At 34.3% G+C, this 21,312-nt stretch carries 13 protein-coding genes; 9 read left to right on the forward strand and 4 right to left on the reverse strand.

Annotated features, from left to right (window positions below):
- Positions 1–91: 91 nt before the first annotated feature.
- The 5 genes from NTX22_15540 (at position 92) to NTX22_15560 (ending at position 7,969) form a co-directional block, all read left to right on the forward strand.
- A complete protein-coding gene (locus NTX22_15540; protein MCX6151938.1) occupies positions 92–1,261 on the forward strand; it encodes an FtsX-like permease family protein in 1,170 nt (389 codons plus the stop codon).
- 256 nt (positions 1,262–1,517) lie between these two features.
- A complete protein-coding gene (locus tag NTX22_15545; protein ID MCX6151939.1) occupies positions 1,518–5,210 on the forward strand; it encodes an alpha-amylase family glycosyl hydrolase in 3,693 nt (1,230 codons plus the stop codon).
- A gap of 60 nt (positions 5,211–5,270) precedes the next feature.
- Positions 5,271–7,280: a YCF48-related protein gene (locus NTX22_15550; GenBank protein MCX6151940.1), complete on the forward strand. Its 2,010-nt coding sequence runs from the start codon at positions 5,271–5,273 to the stop codon at positions 7,278–7,280.
- 117 nt (positions 7,281–7,397) lie between these two features.
- Complete coding sequence (locus tag NTX22_15555) at positions 7,398–7,673, forward strand: type II toxin-antitoxin system Phd/YefM family antitoxin (GenBank protein ID MCX6151941.1); 276 nt, start codon at positions 7,398–7,400, stop codon at positions 7,671–7,673.
- A 2-nt stretch (positions 7,674–7,675) separates the two neighbouring features.
- Positions 7,676–7,969, forward strand: coding sequence for a type II toxin-antitoxin system RelE/ParE family toxin (locus NTX22_15560; protein MCX6151942.1), 294 nt, complete (start codon positions 7,676–7,678; stop codon positions 7,967–7,969).
- On the opposite strand, the gene NTX22_15565 is transcribed toward NTX22_15560, so the two are convergent.
- Positions 7,970–10,966, reverse strand: a complete 2,997-nt coding sequence (locus NTX22_15565) for a T9SS type A sorting domain-containing protein (GenBank protein MCX6151943.1) — start codon at positions 10,964–10,966, stop codon at positions 7,970–7,972. It abuts the gene before it with no gap.
- Positions 10,967–11,187: 221 nt separating this feature from the next.
- On the opposite strand from NTX22_15565, the gene NTX22_15570 reads away from it, so the two are divergent.
- The 4 genes from NTX22_15570 (at position 11,188) to NTX22_15585 (ending at position 16,402) form a co-directional block, all read left to right on the forward strand.
- Positions 11,188–13,524, forward strand: a complete 2,337-nt coding sequence (locus NTX22_15570; GenBank protein ID MCX6151944.1) for a TonB-dependent receptor — start codon at positions 11,188–11,190, stop codon at positions 13,522–13,524.
- A gap of 1 nt (position 13,525) precedes the next feature.
- Positions 13,526–14,332 (forward strand): hypothetical protein, encoded by an 807-nt coding sequence (locus NTX22_15575; GenBank protein MCX6151945.1) that lies wholly within the window; start codon positions 13,526–13,528, stop codon positions 14,330–14,332.
- Positions 14,329–15,462, forward strand: a complete 1,134-nt coding sequence (locus NTX22_15580; GenBank protein MCX6151946.1) for a rhodanese-like domain-containing protein — start codon at positions 14,329–14,331, stop codon at positions 15,460–15,462. The genes NTX22_15575 and NTX22_15580 overlap by 4 nt, the downstream gene beginning before the upstream one ends.
- A 100-nt stretch (positions 15,463–15,562) precedes the next feature.
- Positions 15,563–16,402 (forward strand): maleylpyruvate isomerase N-terminal domain-containing protein, encoded by an 840-nt coding sequence (locus tag NTX22_15585; protein ID MCX6151947.1) that lies wholly within the window; start codon positions 15,563–15,565, stop codon positions 16,400–16,402.
- Between the two features lie 231 nt (positions 16,403–16,633).
- Here the strand turns inward: NTX22_15585 and NTX22_15590 are convergent, their stop codons facing one another.
- The 3 genes from NTX22_15590 to NTX22_15600 all read right to left on the reverse strand — a co-directional run bounded on the left by NTX22_15590 (position 16,634) and on the right by NTX22_15600 (position 21,158).
- Positions 16,634–18,184 carry a glycosyltransferase family 39 protein gene (locus NTX22_15590; protein ID MCX6151948.1) on the reverse strand — a complete coding sequence of 517 codons (1,551 nt, stop codon included), beginning with the start codon at positions 18,182–18,184 and terminating at the stop codon, positions 16,634–16,636.
- A gap of 15 nt (positions 18,185–18,199) precedes the next feature.
- Positions 18,200–20,170 (reverse strand): SpoIIE family protein phosphatase, encoded by a 1,971-nt coding sequence (locus NTX22_15595; protein ID MCX6151949.1) that lies wholly within the window; start codon positions 20,168–20,170, stop codon positions 18,200–18,202.
- Positions 20,171–20,327: 157 nt separating this feature from the next.
- Complete coding sequence (locus NTX22_15600; GenBank protein MCX6151950.1) at positions 20,328–21,158, reverse strand: phosphatase PAP2 family protein; 831 nt, start codon at positions 21,156–21,158, stop codon at positions 20,328–20,330.
- Positions 21,159–21,312: the final 154 nt, after the last annotated feature.

Genomic DNA, 21,312 nt, shown 5'->3' on the forward strand with positions numbered 1-21,312 from the left:
CATTTGCAATTGTTTAGGATTTAGTGATTAGAATTTAGGATTTAACAAAATGAATAAAGAGAAATAAGATTTTGAAAAATTTGGAGCTTGAATGAAGATTCCTTTAAAATATTCAATTCGTAATTTTAAAACTCGTAAGCTTACAACTGGAATTACGGTTGTTGGTATTATGCTGGTAGTTTTTGTTTTCGCAGCTGTTTTAATGATGGCTTACGGTATTCAAAAAACTTTGATTGCGACTGGAGCTAAGGACAATGTGATTGTAACACGTAAAGCTTCTAATGGAGAAATAAGTAGCATAATTGAAGGTGAAACGCAGAATGTAATACGAACGTTGCCGCATATTGCAAAATCGCCAGATGGAAAGCAGATTATTTCTGCTGAGCCGGTTGTTGTTATCAACTTAGATAAATTTAAAGGCGGGTTAAGCAACATTACTGTTCGCGGAGTTTCGGAACCAGTTACACTTCTTCGTCCAAATGTTAAACTAATTGATGGCAGGATGTTTAAGTTTGGTGTTAAGGAATTGATTGTGGGTGAATCAATCTCCAAGCGATTTAAAGGTGCACAGATAGGAAGCCAGGTTCGATTTGCAGGAGATCAGTGGACTGTAGTTGGTATTTTTTCTTCAGATGGAAGCGGGTTCGATTCAGAAATTTGGGGCGATGCTCTTCAACTCCTTAGCTCCTTTAACCGTGGTAGTGCTGTCTCCACACTAACTTTAAAATTAGACAAAGAAGAAAATTTTGAAAACTTTAGAAGCGCTTTTATAGCTGATAGAAGACTTCAGCAATTTGAACCAAAGGTTGAACGAAAATTTTTTGAAGAACAATCTGAATTTATGGCAACATTCATAAGAATTCTGGGAATTTTCATTACCATAATTTTTAGCTTTGGTTCAATCATTGGAGCAATGATTACAATGTATGCTTCGGTAGCAAACAGAACCGTAGAAATTGGTACGCTCCGCTCTTTAGGTTTCAAAAGAAGAAGCATACTTGCAGCCTTCCTAATGGAATCATTTGCCATTGCTCTACTTGGTGGAGTATTGGGATTAATTTTAGCATCGTTGCTACAATTCTTCTCAATATCCACACTTAATTTTCAATCATTTTCCGAATTGGAATTTAAATTTGCGCTTTCGCCATCTATTATAATTTCATCCTTGATCTTTTCAATCTTTATGGGATTTCTTGGCGGCTTCCTGCCGTCTGTTCGTGCAGCAAGAATGAATATTGTAAATGCTTTACGCGAAGGATAACGAAATGTATGATGGTTGATGGAATTTTTATTGCCCCGACTTTTTTTGCCGGGGTTTTTTATATCTGGTAAATCTTTTCTTATGCTAAAAAATGCCCACAATTATTAGAATCTTTTTTTCACACTTAATGATTTCATCTCCTCTGATTCTGATCCTTTATAGATACTTTAGGGTAAATTTGCTAAGTTAGTAACGATCAAAAGATGATATTAACAGTTTAACTCAATGTTCCAAGAACTAAACTTCCAGGTATAAAATGCCGAATAAAAAAAAATCTTTCCCTCCAATTGTTATTCTTGATGAAAGCAATTCAAATGATTATCAACCAGTTTATGAATTTCATATTTCCCGGTATTCAAGAAAGAAATATGATTTTGCTGAATTGTTGTTTTCTACTAATGGCAATGTAGTTTTCGCTAACTTTCAGGCAGCAAGACAATTTGCTTTTAAGCTGAATGAAAAGAGGGAACCTGGAAATATGGTTAGAGTAGGGCAGGTTAATGCTATGGGATTGTTAGATGAAATTTATCATTATGTTTTACGCCAGTATGAAATACAGGTTAACCCGGATGTTTTTAAACGGGCAATAAATTATGTTAATAAGAATCTTGGCGAAGAGAAAGTAAAGAATGCATTACTAAGTTTCATTGAGTTATTTCCGTCTGTAAATGTTTATAATGGCAAGGAGCATCCGGTTGATTACCTTTCCGGTAATACAAATGAAAAATCGAACTACGAAATTACCCTGGAAGAAATGATCCTGCTTTATTTTGCCAACTTTAATCCGGCTAATAATCTTTTAAAAGAATTGTTTGATGATTCTCAGCTTCAGGTTCAAACAGTTTATAATGAGCTAATTGTTAATCTTGATAAATTTTTTCAGAATGAAAAACCATTTGGACCAGAAAATCAATTTATTTTTGATCTGCTAAAAACTCCCATATTAAAGAATCCAGAAAGTTTAGAAGAACAATTAAAGTTTGTTGCTGAGCGCTGGGCTATAATACTCGATGAGAAATTTTTAAAAAAGATTTTATCCGGAATGGATTTAATTAAGGAAGATAAACGGTTCGATATGTTTGGCGGTGGTGGTGCCCCCACTGTTGTTCCAAAATATAAAGGTAAAGTAGATGAAAGTGATATTCTTGGTTTAGGTAAAAGTGGATTTAAGTATGGAGACACTAGTCATCTTTCTTATCTTGAACCGGAAAGGTTTACTCCGGATATCCACTGGATGCCGCAGGTGGTTCTGCTTGCAAAGAATGTTTATGTCTGGCTCGATCAGCTTTCTAAAAAATATGAAAGATTGATCGCAAGACTTGATCAAATTCCTGATGCTGAACTTGATATTATTGCACAGTGGAATTTTACCGGGTTGTGGCTTATTGGTTTGTGGGAAAGAAGCAAAGCTTCACAAAAAATAAAACAGATAATGGGAAATCAGGATGCAGTTCCATCTGCATATTCGCTTTATGATTATGTAATTGCAAATGATCTTGGCGGTGAAGATGCGTTCCGTGATTTAGATAAACGTTGCAGGCAGCATGGAATAAGGCTTGCAAGCGATATGGTTCCTAATCATATGGGAATTTTTTCTAAATGGATTATCGAGCGCCCACACTATTTTGTACAATCACCTTATCCTCCTTTCCCAAATTATAAATTTACAAGTCACGATTTATCGGATGATCCAAACGTTCAACTTAGAATTGAAGATGGTTATTGGAACCGGACAGATGCAGCGGTTGTTTTTCAGCGGATTGATAACCGAAGCGGTGAAGTGAGTTACATTTATCATGGTAACGATGGAACGAATATGCCATGGAATGATACTGCTCAGCTTGATATGCTTAAAGCGGAAGTACGTGAAGCAGTTATCCAAACAATCTTTCATGTGGCACGCAAAACTCAAATCATCCGCTTTGATGCTGCAATGACTCTTGCAAAAATCCACTTTCAACGTTTATGGTATCCACAGCCCGGGACTGGCGGCGATATTCCTTCCCGAGCTGATCACGCATTAACCAGGGACGAATTCGATTCATTCTTTCCAAAAGAATTCTGGCGAGAAGTTGTTGATCGTATTAATGATGAAATGCCAGACACACTTCTACTCGCTGAAGCTTTCTGGTTGATGGAAGGATACTTCGTCCGCACGCTGGGAATGCACCGTGTTTACAACAGTGCTTTTATGCATATGATGATGAAGGAAGAAAACGCCAAATACCGCGATGTAATTTCTAACACACTGGAATTCAATCCGGAAATTCTTAAACGCTATGTAAGTTTTATGAGCAATCCAGATGAGGAAACCGCAATAAAACAATTTGGTACGGATGATAAATATTTTGGTGTTGCTACATTGTTAGTAACTCTGCCGGGACTTCCGATGTTTGGACACGGACAGATTGAAGGTTATACCGAAAAGTATGGAATGGAATATCGCCGGGCTTATTATAATGAACATCCAAACGATTGGCTTGTGAACAGGCATAAACGCGAAATCTTTCCGTTGATGAGAAAACGGTATATCTTCAGTCAGGTTACTGATTTTTGGTTCTATGATTTCTTCGATCAGAATGGAAATGTAAATGAAAACGTATTTGCTTATTCAAACAGGTATGGTAACGATAGGGCTTTAGTTATCTACAATAATAAATTTGATGAAACAAAAGGATGGATAAAAAACTCTACCGGTAAAGCTGTGGGAACAGGAGTTGGAGATGAGAAGAGAATTGAATATACCAACCTTGCGAGCGCTTTAAGTGTAAATCCCGCTGATAATTTCTATTACATTTTCAAAGAGCATATTTCGGAACTTGAGTTTATCCGCTCTGGAAAAGAGATTACTGAAAACGGTTTTTATTTCGAGCTTCAGGCGTTTAAGTACCAGGTGTTTATGGAATTTAGGGAAGTGTATGATTCCACCGGTGAATATGAAAATTTAAAAAATCAGCTTGGTGGAAATGGAATTCCAAACATTGAACAGTTAAAACTGGAAATAAAACTTCAACCAATCCATGATGCTTATGCAAATATTTTTGATAAAGTCTTATTCGATTCCATCGATGCATATCTTAGAGAAGAGAGAATTGAAGATTTTAGCGGCAAGGAAAAATTTGTTACCAACCGTTATCAATATTTTCTTGGACAAATTAAAGGATGGTACAATCTGAAAATTGATTCGCTACAATTAACCGATGAATTCAGAAAAGGTGTTTATTCAATAAAAGATTTAAATGATTTGTTAGAGAAAGAAGATTTTGAAATTGAGGAAAGTGAAGTTTTATCCGCAGAATTCCGTAAATCAATTTTAATAAGCCGTACTTCAAACTATCATCAAAACCTGCTCCTTTATTTGGTTTGGCTTTCAATAAACTATCTTGGAAAATTGTTTGATGAAAAAGAGTACGGAATAAAAAGTCTGGAGATAGCGGATGACCTGCTGTTGTATTATCCAATCCGTGATATTCTGCACCGGCTAGGGAGAAGTGAATTTGAAATAGATAAAGAAATAACTTTGCTTAAGCTGTTAACAAAATTTAATGCCGAAATAATAAATGTAAGCGAAATGCATTTTGATTTGATAAACAAAGCTAAAGCATTCCTGCCGGACACAACCGCTACTAAACGATTAAGCAATAAAGAAACAATAATTCTAACTGAGCTACTGAATGATTTTGATGTTCGTGATTTTCTTGGAGTAAACAAGCACGAAGGAATTTGGTATTACAGCAAAGAAAATTTTGAGGAATTGTTAGATTGGCTTTTAACGCTGGAAGCAGTTAGCTACATTGAAAAGGTAAAAGACAAAACTGTTGATAACAAAGAACTAATTAACTTTCTGAAAGATATTTTCCATCTGAACAAAACTCTTAAGGAAATCTCTTTGCAGAGCGGCTACAAGCTTGAGGATTTGAAAGACAATATAAGCAAGGCAGCAAGTTAAATTTTAGTGTCAGGCATTTTGGTTAAAATCTAAAAATGTTTTTATAAAACAGGGGTTACTATGAAAAGAATATTTGTATTTATAATTTTTGTAAACATTGTTAGCATTACAAATGCACAATGGTTTTGGCAAAACCCATTACCACAAGGAAATGAACTTTACAGTATAAAATTTATTTCGTCAACAGTTGGCTGGACTGTTGGTGAGGTTGGCACAATTCTCAGAACCACAGACAGTGGAACGACTTGGGCTTTACAATCAAGCGGAACCACAGAAACTTTGCATGATGTCTCCTTTACCGATGCGAATAATGGGACGGCTGTAGGTTGGGCAGGTACAATTATTAGAACCACAAACGGCGGCACGACCTGGCAAGCACAATCAAGCGGGACTGCAAACTATTTTTATGGTGTATCCTTTACGGATACAAATAATGGGACGGCTGTAGGTTTTGGTTGGAATGGAACAGCTTGGGTCGGTATAATTCTAAGAACGACAGATGGAGGAACAACATGGACTTCACAAACAATTGAAACAAAAAACGTTTTGAATGATATCTCTTTTACCGATGCAAATAATGGAACGGCTGTTGGTGATGGAGGCATAATCCTCAGAACAACTAACGGTGGAACAACATGGCAAACACAAACAAGCGGTACAGCAGAAGATTTGATTGACGTATCCTTTACTGATGCAAATAACGGTACAGCTATTAGCCGTAGCACAATCCACAGAACAACAGATGGAGGAACAACATGGAAAGTTCAATCAAGCGGAACAACTTTGAGTTTGCATGCCGTCTCTTTTTCCGACTCAAACTACGGAACAGTTGTTGGCGATTACGGTACAATTTTTAGAACTACCAACGGGGGAACAACTTGGTTGTCACAATCAAGCGGAATAGGTATGTATTTTTTGGGTGTTTCCTTTACCGATGCAAATAACGGAACGGCGGTAGGTGGTTCTGGTACTATTCTCAGAACAACAGACGGCGGAACAACTTGGACTTTACAAACAGTCGGAACCACAAAAACTTTGTATGATGTCTCCTTTACCGATGCGAATAATGGGACGGCTGTTGGTACTGGTACTATTCTCAGAACAACAAATGGCGGAACAACCTGGGCTTTACAATCAAGCGGAGCAACAAACTATTTGAGCGGTGTCTCTTTTACCGATGCAAATAATGGAATGGCTGTTGGTGGTTCTGGTACTATTCTCAGAACAACAAATGGCGGAACAACCTGGACTTCACAATCAAGCGGAACAACAGAATGGTTGAATAGTGTCTCTTTTACTGATGCAAATAATGGGACGGCTGTTGGTGATGGCAGTACAATACTCAGAACGACAGATGGAGGAACAACCTGGACTTCACAATCAAGCGGGACAACTGCATGGTTAAATGGTGTTTTCTTTACCGATGTAAATAATGGGACTGCTGTTGGTGCAAGAGGTACAATACTTAGAACAACAAACGGTGGAATTACTTGGCAGGCACAATCAAGCGGATCAATAGGCATGTTATATAGCGTATCATTTACAGATATGAATAATGGAACAGCTGTTGGTAGTAATGGCGAATGGACTTTATTTCCGCCGACAATCCTTAGAACAACAAACGGTGGAAAAAGCTGGCAAGCGCAACCAAGTGGAACAAGTGACGCTTTGTATGGTGTTTGTTTTATTGATGCAAACAACGGTACTGCTGTTGGAGGGGGTGGCCAAATCCTAAGAACCACAAACGGAGGTGTTACTTTTATTACAGAAGATAATAACAACACTAAACCGCAAGAATTTTTGCTACAACAAAATTATCCAAATCCGTTTAACCCGAGTACAAAAATAAAATACACAGCCCCACCCAACCTCCCCCAAGGGGTGGCTTTAGTTACACTAAAAGTATTTGATCTTTTAGGTAGAGAAGTTGAAACATTAGTTAATGAAGAAAAACCAGCAGGAAATTATGAAGTGGAATTTGTTGGTAATAATATTGCAAGCGGTATTTATTTTTATCAATTAAAAACAGATAATTTTATCCAAACTAAAAAGATGATTTTGTTAAGATAGAATTTTTTCTCGGCTGTCAAGGAACGCCATTATACCACAAAAAGGAAATATTCTGGTGTTGATATATTGTGCTAAATATTGTACGTTTATCTGCACAATATAAAATTTGGAGTATTTATGTACAGAATACAATTAGATAAAGATATTCAACCTCTTTCTGAGTTTCGTTCAAAAGTTGCTTTTTATTTTGACAAAGTTAAAAAAACTAAGAGACCATTAATTATTACTCAAAATGGCAAGAGTGCCGCAATATTGTTGGATGTTTCTGAATATGAAGCAATGATTGATAAAATTGAAGTTTTGGAAGACATCAAATTAGCCGAAGGACAAATTAATAATGGTCTGCAAATCTCTCATCTGGCAGTTAAGAAAAGATTTACTAAAAGGTCTTAAAAGTGAAAATATTCTGGGCGCCATTAGCTGTAGAAAGGTTGGAGAATATCTTTGAATATATTTCAAAAGATAACAGTACCGCCGCTTATAAAATGATTGAAAGAATTTTTAGCAAAGTCGAAAAGTTATCTGAATATCCGGAAAGAGGAAGAAAAGTTCCGGAAGCAAACAGAGAAGAAATTCGTGAAATCTTTGAGGGTGAATATAGAATAATTTATCGGGTTGAACCTAAAAGAATATTTGTTCTCTCAATTAGAAATTTCAAGCAATTATTACCTGATAAAGAATTAGGATAATTATCTATCGATGTATTTCTTACCCATAACCAAAGCAATTTTTAAAACTTTATTTCCAATACCATCCATAGTAAGCATTGCAATATACATTCCGCTGCTAACTCGTGTGCCATCAAAATTTGTTAAATCCCAATCTAAGTATTGTGTGTAATTATTCTTTTCGATCTTTTTAATAAACGCGCCAGCAAGATCATAAATTCTAATAGTAATTGCTTTGGGAAGATTTATGAACCGGACAAAATCCTGGTTCATGTTTCCGCCAAAATCATTTATCCCAAAATATGGATTTGGAAAAACACCTATTTCATCTAAAGCTTTTTTTGCCGCTTCTTTATCATTTAAATTTGCTGAAGTAAGTTTTGCTTCGAAAATATCTCCGCCGGTAATTGGTTTGAAAGTAACAATCCGGATTACAGTTCCCGGATCCGGTACACTCCCGCTTATAGAAAGTGAACCAAACTTATGATCAGGGAATTTTGATATACCTGCAAGCTGAGGCGGATCAGCCGGATCGAAATTCGGTTTGTATGCAAATAATTCCTCCCAATCATTGTTATCCAGTTGAGTCCACTTATCATCCGGTATAGTTCTACTGGAATCTTGCCTGTCATAGTCCAGTACTTTAATTGCAAGCCGGTAATCATCATCTGTTGTATTTGGATCTCTTCCAATACACCAGGCTTCAAAAGGCAGAGTATCAACGCTTAGTGTATCGCTTTTCAGGATCGGATTGAATGAATGTGCATAACCACTGGGATAATATTTTGATGTTCCATCAAAACGAATTTCGTAATCATCATATCCTAAACCTTCATCGGCTGGATTTACCTGCCAGTTTAATCTTTTATTTGCTCCTTTTATTTTTATTATCCATTTGCTGGAGGAACTTAAATTATTTATCACATCAATCGGTTGAGTAAGAGTGGTTCCACCAGGACCTTTAATTTCAAGGATAGATTTCATCCTGTATTTTGTATTAGCTGCAGCAATGCTATCTTTCCCAAGGTTTTGAACAGAAAGAATAAAACCATCAATTATTTTTTTGCCTGTAATCTCCGCTGTAAACTCTTTTTGATTTTTTAAAAGTGTATCATTTTTAGTTTTGTTGAAAAGGTTGTATGATAAATTCTTATCATTCCCATTCAGAATAACCTGGTATAAGTCCCCTGTTAAAGCTGTGGGATCAATAATATTAAATTTTATACAGGCATCGGAATTGCCAACAATCTGGGAAGCAATAACAGCATCATCAACTGTGTAAGGATAAGTAACATCAATAAGTTTCTGACCCGGAATAACTTCTATTACTTTGTGAGGGCTTTCCAGATAAGATGGGGTACTGTTTTCATTATAAGCATAAGCAGTAACCCCAAAATAATAAGGTGAGTAATTATTGAGCGCAAGATAATTATGAAAATAATCAATTGAGATAGTAATTTCTCTTTTCAAACCTTTATTGTTACCAACAATAACAGGTGCAAGAAAATATTTACCGTTTACCATAATCATATCGTTAATAACATCAATATTATTTTTGATGTCGTAAACATCTAAAAGTTTTGGATTGTTGCCATTCTTATCCTCATATTGCCAAAGTCTGTATCCTTCAAATGTGTAAGTGGAATCTATTTTGTTATCTATTGGCAGGAATGGATCTCTTTCATCGTAGTTTTCTGCATTATCTTCCCACCACAGTTTAAACGACCTATCCATTGAGTACGTGTGTAGTATTGGGGAAGGTGGAGGTTGTGCTGTTTTGAAATTCATATCATACAATGTTTTAGCTACGGCAGCTTTTTTCTTTAAATTAGTTACACTATTCAGATTATCACTTCCGCTGCCAACAATTATTGCTATTACAATTTCAATTGTATCGTTGGGCGCAATATTATAAGCATCTGTAGTCATAATTATTTTTCTAAAACCAGGTTTAGGTGGATTAGGCCAGCCATTTCCTTCATACCAGCCTATGTGGTTTACCGGGTCGCCTGCAAGGGGAAATTTAGTTGTCTTACCTGTATGCGGATCTCTGTAATCTGAGCCATTTGCTTTATTACCCTGTAAGCAATTATAATATTCATCAGGATACATTGGTTCGGGGAAAACAGTATTATTAACAAATGGAGCGAATGAAGACATAAATTTACTATTTGCTGTTTTGGGCGTTACATTAATAAATTCAAAACCAACAGCAGGTGGAGTATTTCCATATTCAATATCATTCCCATCAGAATTATAACCATAACCCAAATTTAGTGTTGTATCACATCCACAATAATCATCTCTTCCATCACCAATATTTAAATAAGCCCAATAACCAAAATACATGTCTTTAACGTACTGCTTACTCTTATTTACAATTTTATATTTTTTGTAAATAATGTCGGCGAAATAATCAAGTTTGTTAAAAGCAAAAACGGTAGTTTGGATTTCCAATCCTATTGGTTTAGATGACCACCAGGAATAAAGAGAGTCAAAATCATTGGAAACATACCAAAGCATTTCATCGCCAAGAAAATCCGGTTTGTCTTGTCCAATAGTATATTTTCCATCTTTATTAATATCAATCCAAGGTGCGCCATCTTCAACAGGCCATTCAAGAAAATCATTTCCATAACTGACCCGAATTGGTCCTTCTGGAATTTGTTCCCAGTCTTTATTTAGTTTATAAACACGATACTTTTTTAATGAAGAATCATCCGGATTTCCGTTAAAGAGTATCTTTCCAGGTTGTAATCCTCCATCGCCATTAATCCTTATTTTGTCATTAACAATTCCGCCCCACACCAAACCATCTTCAGCTATTAAAGTTTTATTCGCTTTTTCTCCTCCAGGCCATTGTAACCCATATTCATCTTTGCCCGGATTATAAGTGTAACCCTTGTTAGAAATCCACATCTTGCAACTATTAATTGCGATATAATTATAAAAATTGTTTATGGTTGTTTTTTGAAATGGAATTGGCGTTTGGCTAAAGTTGTTAAAATAGAATGACATCAACAAACCCCAAATAAACAAATAAGTATTTAAATTCATATGATACACTATTGGATATTACAATTTATTGGTAGCAATTTTCCATTATGTAAAAAATCTTCTCATACCAATCAAACTTATAAAATTTTTCTTATATTCAATACGAAAAATATTTGAATTCATCTCAACTTATGAGTTTTTTTTTTTTTGAAAAATTTTTACTTAGCTGAATAAAACGGTTGATGAAACAATTCTTAACATTAGTACTCTGTGTTCAAATAAGTTTAAGTTTATTTGCCCAAACTCATAAACCAACAATATCCGGATTAATTTCAGATCAATCCACCGGAGAACCTCTTATAGGCGCAAATTTAGTTGTTTATAAAGACAGTCTTATTTCCACTTCTATTCCACTAAAAGGTACTGCTACTAACAAATATGGTTTCTATGCTTTGCCTGAAATGGATTATGGAGTTTATCTCATTGCATTCAGAAATATTGGCTACAAACTGGAAGTAAAAAGAGTAGAAGTAACAAAGACTACTGAAAACATAAGGTTAAATGTTCAGTTGAATGAAGAAAGCATAACGCTTGAGGAAGTGACGATAAAAGGTGAAAGAAATACTAAAACAGAAATTAGTACAATAAATATATCTCCGGATATTATTAAGCAGCTTCCTTCACTTAGCGGTGAAGCAAATGTTTTCAAATCGCTGGAATACATTCCCGGTGTTAAAGTTGCCAACGAGTTATCCAATGGAATTTATGTACGTGGTGGTTCTCCGGATCAAACCTTAACTCTGCTTGATGGTGTTATTTTATATAATCCATCTCACCTTGGAAATTTTGCAAGTACATTCAACTCAAACGCACTTCAGGATGTCCGGCTGCTTAAAGGTGCCTTTCCGGCTGAGTATGGTGGAAGACTCTCAAGTGTACTTGATATTAAGTTACGTTCCGGTACAAAGCAAAAAACAAAAGGATCTTTAGGTTTAGGACTTATTAATTCCGGTTTTATGATTGAGGGACCTGTAAATGAAAAATCTACCATAATGCTATCCGGTAGAAAAATGTATTATGATTTTATTCAGAATAGCTTTAATAAAAACAGCACCTTACCCAGGTATAATTTTTACGATTTGAATGCAAAGATAAATTATAACCTGGACGAAAATTCGAAAATCTTTGTCAGTGGTATGTTCGGTAAAGATAATCTTTACAGTCCAACAAACAGTAAAGACATTGATTATGATATTCAATGGCAGAACGCTTCTTTAAGTCTTAACTGGCTGAATATAAATAATGAATCACTTTTTTCTAACACATGGTTTAGCTTTATTAGTTACGAATTTACTTCTAAACTAAATGATAAAAATAATAATTCCGGTTCCGGCGATTATTACTCTTCTTCGCAGCTACAGGATTTTATAGTTAAAAGAGCAGTGGAGTATATGTTTGATGAAACACATACCATCAAATCCGGTATAGAACTTACTTTGCATAAATACAGATTAATTTACAGCGATTATTATGATCCTGAACTTCAGGATGATGATAGAATCGGGACAGATAATTTATCTCTTGAAACTGCAATATATTTTCAGGATGAGCTACAAATTACTCCGCTCTTAACTACAAATGCAGGTGTGCGATTATATTTTTTCAACAAGAGCAAATACTTTAGAGCTGAACCAAGATTTTCTGCAACCTACGCTTTAAATGAAAATATTTTTATTAAAGGAGCCTTTGCCATTGCTCATCAGTTTCTTCACTTGATTGTCAGGAACGATATTTCACTTCCTACTGATTTGTGGTACCCTTCTACTACTAATATTAATCCAAGCAAATCGCTGCAATATGTGTTTGGAGTAGAATCATATTTTGATAACCAGGCATATTTATTTTCTGTGGAAGGATATTACAAAGAGATGCAGGACTTATATGAGTTTGGTAATATAAAAAATAAGGATTTAAGTAAACCGATTGAAGATCAGTTCACATCCGGCAAGGGAGAGTCTTACGGAATGGAATTATTCTTTAACAAACGAGCCGGCGATTTGATGGGATGGATCGGTTATTCACTTTCCTGGACAAAAAGAAAATTTGATGAACTTAATGGTGGAAATATTTTTTATCCTCGATACGATAGAAGACACGATATTTCAATTGTTCTTACATATAACTTTACACAAAATTTTAATTGCGGTATAACCTGGACTTACGCGTCAGGACAAGGTTATACTGTTCCGACCGGTCAATATCAGTTTGGTGATATTGGAATTGGTTCGACGGATAAAATTCAATTTAACAATTCAGGAATCAATTCTTACCGCTTGCCGGACTACCACAAATTGGATTTTAGCGCATCATATAAGTTTTCATTTTCCAATCTTGCATTTGAGACTTATTTAAATCTCTTTAATCTTTACAACAGGAAGAATGCATTCGCACAATATATTTCATATGATAATGCTGCCGGAACTAATAGCAGCGCTTCAGGAACGGACAGAATTCCAAAACTAAAACAGTTAACACTATTTCCTTTCATTCCAACTTTGGGAGTAAATATAAAGTTTTAATATGGTTAAAAACTTCAAACATATTTTACAAGTTTTGTTTCTGTTCGCTTTCGTTTCCTGCGAACAAATAGATATTATTGAGAATGATCTTCCTTACATAGAAACGGTTGTTGTTAAAGCTGAACTTGAAGGGAACAATGTATTTACTGGTGTAAGCTTTACCCGTACTTTACCTCATAACCAGGTTTATACAATTGAAAAAGCAGAATTGAAAGATGTAATTACATATTTGCAGGTTGATGGTAAAAGGATAATTCCATTAGCTTATACAAAAGATGGAATTTATAAATCCTCTGAAGATATTATAATTGAAACCGGTAAATCTTACGAACTTTTTGCAAAGTGGAATGGAACTCAAATATATTCCAAGACGTATGTTCCTTTGGAACCGCAAGCACAAAGAGCCAGCATTGCTGGTGGTTATTTAAACGGCAGTATATTGGCAAATAAAGATGAAGTGATTGGCACAACCTGGATTATTGCTTACACCGCAAGCAGCATTTCTGATGAGGCAGCAGAATTCTATGAGTTAAAAACTGCAAAATCGGATAAACCGGAAAATGTTCTGATAAGGACGACTGATATACCGATAAAATATCAACCGTATCAATACCATAGCCGGTATTATATGCGCTTCTATTCATTTGATAAACAGTTTTTGGAATATTTTAAAACTAAGAATGGTAATGAACCTATCGAAAATGTTTTTGCTCAAGGTGCGTCTACAGTGGTTTGGAATGTTCACGGAAATAATGTGATTGGATTATTTATTGGTTTTACAAAATCAAAAATTATAAAAGCAGAATGATTAAGAATTTCACTATAAAATTACCCGGTACAATTCTTCTTTTAATTACAGGAATGATTGCTTTTTTCTATACCGGCTGTCTTAAGGATTCCAATCAACCTGTTGCACCGGGATTTAATAATTCTGCTGAGCTTTTAGTTTACGTTGAGTTGAATCGTAATTTTATAAATTCTGCTGAAAATCCAGCTCTGGTTTCCGTTGATGAACTTTATTCAAATAAAGACAAATATTTAATTATTGACATCAGGGAGAAAACGCAATTTGTAAACGGACATATAGAAGGTTCAAAAAACATTCAGCCAAAAGACTTACTTACATTTTTAAAAAGTATTAATTCATCTGAATTTCCTAAAATTGTAATTGTAAGTAAAAGCGGGCAGGATGCTGCATTTATTACCTGCTTGTTAAGGTTATGGGGATTGAACAATGTATATTCTCTTAATTTCGGAATTGCGCAATGGAACAAATCTTTATCAGATGATTGGATTAAAGCAAGGAGTCATTATTCAGTTAGAAACAATAATGATTTTACTTATTCGAAGAATTCTTTTTACTCACTTCCGGGAATAAATTATTCGGATGATACCTTTCCGATTGAAAATAAACTTGAGGAACGGATTACTTTATTGCTGGGTGAAGGATACGATCCTGTAAAAACAACTTTGAAAGAAACGTTTACAAATTATTTTGATTATGGATTGAACAAATTTACCGGTTGCTATGTAATGTGTTATGGACCAGAGTTTTTATATGTTGGCGGAGCTATTAATATGTACGGACCTGCAGGTCATCCAGCCGGTTCTGTTTTTTATAATCCAATTTCGGATTTGAAGAGTACATCTTATTTGCAAACTATTCCTTCTGATAAGCCGGTTGTTATTTACAGCTTGAATGGTCAGCAGGGAGCATTCTTGGCGGCTTATCTCCGCCTGTTGGGGTATGATGCAAAAAATATTGCTTTTGGTTCCTGGAGTATGTGGGGTTATAGTTACATTTTTTCTCAGCCGGGTAGAAAGGGAGGCGTTGATTATTTTAAAACTGCTTTTACTAATTATGGATTCTGGGTAGCCGATCCACAAAACCTTGGTTTAGCAGTCGCTAAAAATTATCCGCTTGTAACAGGTGAATGAGAAATCCTTTATCTTTATAGAGAAATATAAGTTGAAATTGCCTAAGATTAGTTTAATTATTGTGTAATAAAAATAATAAGCGTTATACTGTTAAAAAATTATGAAGAAACCAGAAATAATAGAAGTAAGACATCTTTTCCCTGAATTATATACAGAACTAATTGAATTATTGAAAAATTTATCTGCTGATGAATGGAACTATCCAACATCAAGTTCCGTATGGAATGTAAAAGATATTGTTGCTCATCTAATAGACACTGATTTAAGGCGAATATCTTATCAAAGAGATAAATTAATTCCACCAAAATATGGTAAGCAAATTGAAAACTATAAACAGCTTGTAGAATATATTAATTACTTAAATAACACTTGGATTGAAATATCAAAGAGATTAAGTCCAGGTGTGTTAATTGATTTACTAAACTATATAAAAATAGAAATGTCAAAATTGTTGAATTCATTAGATATGAATGATGAAGCATTATTTAGTGTTGGTTGGGCTGGCGAAGAAAGATCAAAAAATTGGTTTGATATTGCACGAGAATACACTGAGAAATGGTATCACCAACAACAAATAAGAGAAGCAATTGGCAAACCACTCTTGTCGGACGAGAAATGGATTTACCCATTAATAGATACATTTGTTAGAGGGTTGCCAAATATTTATCAAAAAGTGTTTCCTGATAAAATAAATGCAATAGTATTTCTGGAAGTTGAAGATATTTCAAAAGGTAAATGGTTTTTGAAAAAGAATAATTCTTGGGAGTTGTTTGTTGGAGATACTTTAGATTATTCCTCAAAAGTTGTAATGAATGCTGATACCGCCTGGAGAATGTTTTCAAAGAATATTTCAAAAGAAGAAGCAAAACAAAGAATTTCTATTGAAGGTGATATTGATTTAGGTTTAGTAATATTGGAATTGACAACAATTATAAAGTAACAGTTATACTTGTTTTACTGGTTGAATGTATTAAACTGTTTTTATTTATTCTTAGCGATTTGTTGAATTTTGGGTTCGTTTAAAAATAAAATTATTGGGAATAGAATTGAATAATTTCTTTTCTTGCCGTAGTTCCTGGCTGAAGCAAGAAAAAGAATTTTTATAAATGAGCCGAATATAAATTAAAGAAAAGTTATATCTTCCCAACATACGTTTCTTGGGATTAATTTTTTAAATAAAATGTTTTAATCTTTGCCAAACTCTTTTCATTGTAACTTTCATCCCCTTGCAAACCCAAATTGGTAAATTCCTTTCAAAGGATCTTGAATAAGGATGATCAATTATTCCTGCTTTATAATATTCTTTAAAATATGTTTTATAATCCTGCTCATCACCGCCAATTACAATGAGAACACTCCCATCCCAATTAGATGGTCCCCATAGCCAATAATTATTATGTGCGGATATTGCATTTGGCAATCCCAGTTTTACTCCAAAGTAATCGATGGCGCCAGCCTGTCCATAGTTTTGGGCAAAGATTGCGCAATGTTTTTTCTCTTCTGGTTTTAATGTGTTATAAACTTTTGTTGTGCTATCTGCCAACTCTTTCCAACCAAACATATCGGCAAAGTGCTGCCCCAATTTACTTGGACTGTCCCTTTCCTCACCACTATTTTCTATTCCCAATGCATCCGAGTATTTTACAAAAGTTTCCGGTGGTAGAATTGGCAATGCAATTGGTAAACTTAGTAATCCGCCAACAATAAGGAAGAATAGCAAAGTTGGTTTCAGCCAACTCAAATATTTTTTTATAGTTAATTTCTCGATTGCAATACTTCCGACAGCAATAAGAACCGGATAATATGGACTTAAGTAATATGGTTTTCCGTTCTGGAATACAAAAAGAAGAAATATCAGGATGTAACCTATTGCAAATACTTTGTACTGTTTGAATTCTTTATTTAGAAATAAGTAAAGCAAACCCGGCAGCCAAATAAGAATGTTGACAGGATTAATTAGCATTACCTGTCCGTTAAGAAAACCAATGAAACTAACCGGAGCATTTTTAAGAACTGTTGCGTTATGTATAAACTCCAGCGTAGGATAATTATTAGCAATTTGCCAAATGATGTTTGGAATGAAAAGCAGTGCTGCAATTATATTCCCATACCAAAACCATTTGTTTGCATAAAATTTTCTTTGTGCAGTAAAGAGCAGTCCGATATAAATTCCAAAGCAAAAGAATAGTATGCTAAGTTTATTTTGAAATCCTAATCCTACATCAATACCAAATGCGATCCACAGTTTTTGCTTATCAGTCTTAATAATTCTTATTAGTAAATAAAAACATGCAGCCCAGAATAATAGATCGAAACAATTCATTGAATAGAAATTACAAATACTTTGATACACCGGTACCGTTATTGCGGAAACAGCAGCAAGGAGTATAGAAAATTTACTTCCGCCGAATTCTTTAGCCATCAATCCAGTTAAAATAATTATTCCTGCATTTGCCAGGGCGGGAAGAACTCGCATTGCAAAAAGTGAATCACCTAAGAAAAAATTATTAAAAAAAAGAATCAAAGCAGATAATGGCGGCTGATCTACATATCCAAAAGCTAAATGATTACTGCAAGCAATGTAATAAAGTTCGTCTCTAAAAATTCCATAAGCAGTAAAGGCATTTACAAAGAAGTGGATAAGAACGGAAATCAACGCGATTGCAATTATTATAGCATTCTCATTAAAAATGCGTTTAATATTTTTTATCGAGATGATCATTTATTAACTCCAAAATTATTTCATCTTAATAATTACAAAAGTTATATCATCATCCAGGGAATTAGATTGTTTCCAATCTTCTACAATATTAAAAAGGTTTTGCAAAATTTCGTTAGCCAATTTGTCGCCCGATTCCTTGAAAATTTCTTTTACCTTTTCATAACCAAACATTTCTTTCCTTTCGTTAAACAATTCCATCAAACCATCAGTCATTAAAAGAATAGTATCACCACTTGCTAATTCTCTTCTTTCCTGTTGATACGAAAAATCTATAACGGCACCCATTGGCATTCCTTTCAAAATGATTTCATCCAAAGATCTTTCTGCTTTTTTATAAATTAAGATTGGCGGCATTCCAGCTGATGAAACTACAAGCTTATTCCCTTTAATTTTTACTAATGTCATTCCCATGTACAAATTTCCCATATTCATCCGCTTGATTTTTTTTGTGCAGTGGTTAAAAAAATCCGGAATGAAAAAAGTATGTGCCATCGAATCGAACATACTTTTAACCAGTGTAACCATAATCCCGGCTTTCATACCGTGACCAGTTGCATCTCCAATTGCAATGGTTAAAGTACCATCATCTGAAGTATGGAAATCATAATAATCACCACCAATCTCCGTTGCCGTACGCATACCGGCGGCAATTTCAATATTATCGAATGTAGGTATTGTTTGTGGCAATATCGATAATTGTAATTTACGGGCATCTTCCAGTTCTCTTGTTTTACGTTCATTGTCTGCTTCAAGTAATCTATTCTCAATCTCTTTATCCTTAGCAATTCTTTCCTGTTCAATTATTTTAAGATTGGTTTTAGCAAAGCTCTTTGCGATATAAATTGACATGAAAATAAACAATCCAATTGTACCGAACGGATAGCCATTTTCTATATTTCCAATTTGCTTGATTAAATCAATATCCACTAAAAAATCGTAAAGTGAGAAAAATAGCAGGATAGAAAAACCCGCAGCAATTAACCAGACACCTTCCATTTTTTTTCTCATCGCAGAAATTACAACTCTTAAACATTCAATAAACAGTAATCCTTGTGCAGCTATCAAATAATGGAAATTTCGGTTCGGTTTCATAACCGCAAAAAAACCAGTTATAAATAATAGGAAAGAAATTATCCAGAATTGCTTAGAAAGTTTTGGCTGAAAAATGTAATATAAAAACAGAAGTGAAAGCAAACTGCCAACAGGCATCAATCCTCTGTGAAGTCGCATATAAAGTAACTGTTCATTAAAATTTACAGAAAGAAGAGATTGATAATCAAAGAATAATGATAAAGCATAAACAAACAGGAAGAGAGAATAAATTAAATTTTCTTTATATCGACGGTAGTTTAAAAATAATATTAAATGAAGAAGTCCAAATGCTAATGTAAAGGCGGTGAAAAAAGTCTGTTGTGAGATTAACCTGGATAATTCGTAGGAATTATATTCCATTATTTTTTCTAAGCTGGCAACAGATAAATAGAACCCACCGGGGAAACCAGCAAAGTGAAATTTATTTATTGCATTATTGGTAAATCGTACAGCAATTACATGATCGGTTTTATTTCCAAATTTAATTGTCTTGGGATGTTTCCAATCGGAAATGCTGCATACAAATTTACCATCAAAATAAATTTCTGCATCACCAGACTGCATTAAGATTATCCGCAAAGTTTGATCCATGAGTAATGAATCAATTTTTATGTGCAACCGAAACCAACCAACTTTCTGCCAACCTTTTGCAGGGATCTTTTCTGAAAGTAATGCTGGATCAATTTTTTCCCAAGAGCTGTCATCAAAATTTGGGTTTGAGTATTCTTTTTTATCACCAGGATAATAAACCCAATCTTGCGAAAGTCGAACAGTCATATTTTCAACCATCATTTTACTGCTGAGAAAAAAGTAATTCTGATTACTGCCAGAAAGGTCTGGATTAAAAAGCAGAAGTAATAATAGAAATGAGTAACAATGTAATTTGTAATTCATACACCCACTAAAAAATTTATTCATTACAGCGTGTAAAATAATAAATAAAGTTAGAAGATTCTTTTCTTCTAATAAACTTTTTATTGAATTAGACTATGCTATAGTTAAAAAAATAGATTTGAGAAGTCTGATTTTGTTAGATGAAAATATTTGTAATTTAAAAATTCAAGGAAAAGTTTATTCTCCCATTTGGGTCAAATCCAAACGAGTATTTATCTCCATTTGCATTTTCTTGTTTATGCTTATTAATGATATAATTTCCGACAAAGTAACCAATTGCTGCGCCAGCAAAAACATCTGATGTCCAATGCTGATTAGAATATACTCTTTGGTAAAGAGTTAGAATAGCCGGAGTATAGATTATTGCTTTAAGGAAATAATTATTTGTGTGAGAGGCAATAACTGTTGCCAGAGAAAACGCAACTGTTGAATGCCCGGAAGGAAAAGAAAGACGATCGTTGTTCATAAAAGTAAATGGATGAAAGTTTCCATTCCCTTTTTGTGTATAAGGGCGAAATCTTCCAAATGAAGCTTTCAGGAGGACATCAATTACTCCGGAATAAATAAAGGATTCTGTAATTTCAAATCCAATTTGTTTAGCAGTTTCATCCTTAAATGCTGTTCCAAGTAAATAAAAGCCTCCGGCAATACTAAAAATTGCTATTGGTTCACCTGTCCATTTGCCCAGCTTCATCGGAAAGTTGTTGTTGTGTACAAGTTCCTGGGATTCCTCTTGCATCTTCAAATCAATTGTAGTTAACAATATTGTACCACCAGCAATAGCACCAAAAGTCAACCAATCATTCTGTTCCCAACGCAGTGGGCTTAGAACAAGTTCTTTACCATCATTAATAACTTGATTGAAACTGATAGGCGTGTGTGTATTATTTTCATTCGGTTGGGGATAAGAATGATTTGTGAGAATGGAAAAAAGAAAAAATAATAACAATAAATATTTGCTGACTGAATGGCTGATAACTGAATCCATATTTTAACAATGCCTTTCGAAAGGTTATACTTAAAAGTTCAGTAGCAGTATATTATGAAATGATTCCTTTTTTAATTTAACAATGAATTATTTTATCTGAAAGAAATTTAATAAATTTTTTCTAAATAAAACAGGGAAAGAATTAAACTAATAA

This window comes from Ignavibacteriales bacterium, assembly GCA_026390815.1.
Taxonomy (GTDB): domain Bacteria; phylum Bacteroidota; class Ignavibacteria; order Ignavibacteriales; family SURF-24; genus JAPLFH01.